Source organism: Paractinoplanes ferrugineus, assembly GCF_016862195.1.
GTDB lineage: Bacteria > Actinomycetota > Actinomycetes > Mycobacteriales > Micromonosporaceae > Actinoplanes > Actinoplanes ferrugineus.
Genome location: NZ_BOMM01000111.1, coordinates 1 through 2,355, shown reverse-complemented (window position 1 = coordinate 2,355; position 2,355 = coordinate 1). Strand labels below are relative to the sequence as shown.

The following is a 2,355-nucleotide window of genomic DNA, read 5'->3' as shown; positions in this document are numbered from 1 at the left end:
CCGCCCGCGCCCGCACGGGGGAGATCCTGTGGACGTTCCGCGCCGACCTGAGGCGTCAACTGGAAGGACTCGAGACCGCCGGGCTGATCCAGGTCATGCACGGTGTCATGCCGAAGACGTTGCGCGCCCAGCTGACTGAGGCGGGTAAGTCCGCCTACCTGTCGGACGAGTACACCCCGCCGAACGACCTGGACCGCAAGACGCGGGCGCTGGAGGCGATCGCCGAGTACGCGGAGGCCCGCGACTTCGTGATCGGCATGGAGTCGGTTGCGTCAACGGCACGGCGGGCGCTGGGCAATCCGGAACAACCGGGTGTCTGATCGGCCGAACGGCTGACCCTACCCGAGAAGAACGGCGGCGAGCTGCCGTTACGGACGATCCCAACACCCCAACCCGGATCTATACCGTCGGGACCACAGTGATCCTCCAGCCACCAGGAGTCACCTATGGACCGGCTCGCCGCCCTGCAAGAAGCCATCGAAAACACCGGGAAACTCGCCGGTGACTACCCGCCCCAACCCTGCTTCGAGATTCACGCCACCGACATCACCATCGGCGGGCACGGCGCCACAACGGGATGGGTGACCGGCGCCCTGCAGCGCATCGTGGCCGGGATAGCGGAAGCGCACCGCGACTGCACCGAACCGGGGTGCGCCACCTGCCAGGCGATCGGGGTGGGTGTCGCCACCAGCCTCGAGTCCCTGTACTGGATGCAGGACGAGGAGTTGGAGCGCCGCCTCAACTACCGGCCGACCGGTCGTGCGAGCGTGAAGAGCCCGCCGCACGACCCGGGCCAGTAGCCGAGCTGCGAGGCGGCTCGGGTTGACCCGGATCTATCCGTGCATCGCCCTACGCAGGCCCCCCTCTTCTACAGGAACGCGCAGCAACCAGTGCCCACCGCCACCGTCGATGTCAGTTGTCGTCGTCGGCAAACCGCAGGGGCAGGACCACGCTTCGCCTTCCGAACCCGGGGCGGGCGGATAGATGCGCATCTCCACCCAGTCGGGCAACTTTCGCCCGCTTTCCCCGATCTGAATGAGCTCCTGCTTTCCGGCCGGCACTGGCACGAAGGACCGCCGTGTGATTCTTCCGCTGCTGCCCTCATGGTGGGTCGACACGAACAGCAGGTAGCCGCGTTCCGGCGGTGTGAAGGTGATGAACGCGTTGTGGCTGCCCTGCCCGTCCGGGGCGACCGAGAAAGACACCCAGTTGGTGGACGGCGCCAGCTCACGGTGGTCACGGCCGAGCTCCACCTGGGCGACCTTCCCGTCAGCGTCGGCGGACTTCTCGGCAGCGCGGGCGGCAACCCTGGCAGTGCCGGCCGAGTCCTTGGCCGCTTCGGCCGATGTCTTGGCGTGGTTAGCCGAGCGATGGCCGGCCACAGCCGACCAGATAGCTGCCGCGGCAGCTACGACGCTGATGAGCAGGGCGGCCAGGGCGATCCAGAATGTGCCGGTGTCGGTCCAGGTCGGCGACTCTGCCGCATAGGTGATGGTCACGGCCTCGCAGCGTAGACGGATAGACGATCGTGCAGGCCTGGCTGTCAGGCTGCTCCTCGTTGTCCGTTTGGTTGCTCGATGGGCAGTTCCATCAGGTCGGCCATGTGGTAGCCGTCTTCGGTGAGTAGGTGCTCGAAGATCCCCATCGCCCCGCGGTACGGCAGCAGCTCGCCCTGCTTGAACATGCGGAACTGCTGTTCCCGACCGACGCGGATAACCTCGAACCGCCACCGGCCGTCGGGTGTACCCATCGCCCCGAGGATCTTCACGGGTTTGACGGTAGCCACCGGTTGGCGACTTGTGGAGTTGACTCACGAACTACCACCGTGTCGTTTACCAGCGGAAACAGCCCCGGAGCCGGTTGGCTCCGGGGCTGCTGTCCTGCTACGTTCAGTAGAACAGGTAGATCCCGGCGATCACGATGGTCATCAGGGTCCCTAGGCCTCCTCGTTGTGGTTGGGCAGGAACTCGTCCAGGTCGGCAGGGTGCAGATGCTTGTTGGGGTGCTCGACGATCCGCGGCGGGTCGGCCTTCAGCGCGTCGATCGCGTCCTCGAGATGCAGGGATGTGGGCAGCACCTGGAAGTGCTCGGCCAGGTCGGCGCGGGTGTGATGGCCGGCCCGGATCGCGGCCAGCACCGACTCCGGGTTGATGTCGGCGAGGCTCACCTGCGCCGCACCTCGGCCTCGTCCTCGAACGGCGTCAGTAGATCCCACACGCCCGGCTCGTCGTTCGCGGCCAGCCGGCGGCACGCCGCGATCAGGTCTTTCCGGGCCAGGAACCCGCGCTGTTCGTAGATGAACTCGTCGTCGTCCCAGTAGCCGAACCCGTAGTCCGCCTCCGGCCTGATCGAGCT

The 2,355-nt window shown here is 66.8% G+C and carries 6 protein-coding genes; 2 read left to right on the top strand and 4 right to left on the bottom strand.

Annotation, left to right across the window (positions count from 1 at the left end):
* Together Afe05nite_RS43455 and Afe05nite_RS43450 are read left to right on the top strand one after the other, a co-directional pair.
* A partial coding sequence (locus Afe05nite_RS43455) for a hypothetical protein (RefSeq protein WP_203823216.1) occupies nt 1–320 on the top strand: 320 nt, incomplete at its 5' end.
* A gap of 126 nt (nt 321–446) precedes the next feature.
* Complete coding sequence (locus Afe05nite_RS43450) at nt 447–800, top strand: hypothetical protein (protein ID WP_203823215.1); 354 nt, start codon at nt 447–449, stop codon at nt 798–800.
* Between the two features lie 33 nt (nt 801–833).
* Here Afe05nite_RS43450 and Afe05nite_RS43445 read toward each other — a convergent pair whose 3' ends face one another.
* The 4 genes from Afe05nite_RS43445 to Afe05nite_RS43430 all read right to left on the bottom strand — a co-directional run.
* On the bottom strand, nt 834–1,499 hold the full coding sequence (locus Afe05nite_RS43445; RefSeq protein ID WP_203823214.1) for a hypothetical protein: 666 nt from the start codon (nt 1,497–1,499) through the stop codon (nt 834–836).
* Nucleotides 1,500–1,543: 44 nt separating this feature from the next.
* On the bottom strand, nt 1,544–1,768 hold the full coding sequence (locus Afe05nite_RS43440; protein WP_203823213.1) for a hypothetical protein: 225 nt from the start codon (nt 1,766–1,768) through the stop codon (nt 1,544–1,546).
* A gap of 168 nt (nt 1,769–1,936) precedes the next feature.
* Entirely contained in the window at nt 1,937–2,167 is a 231-nt protein-coding gene (locus Afe05nite_RS43435) for a hypothetical protein (RefSeq protein WP_203823212.1), read from the bottom strand.
* Nucleotides 2,164–2,355: hypothetical protein (locus Afe05nite_RS43430; protein WP_203823211.1), on the bottom strand; the 192-nt coding region annotated here is incomplete at its 5' end. The genes Afe05nite_RS43435 and Afe05nite_RS43430, both read right to left, overlap by 4 nt.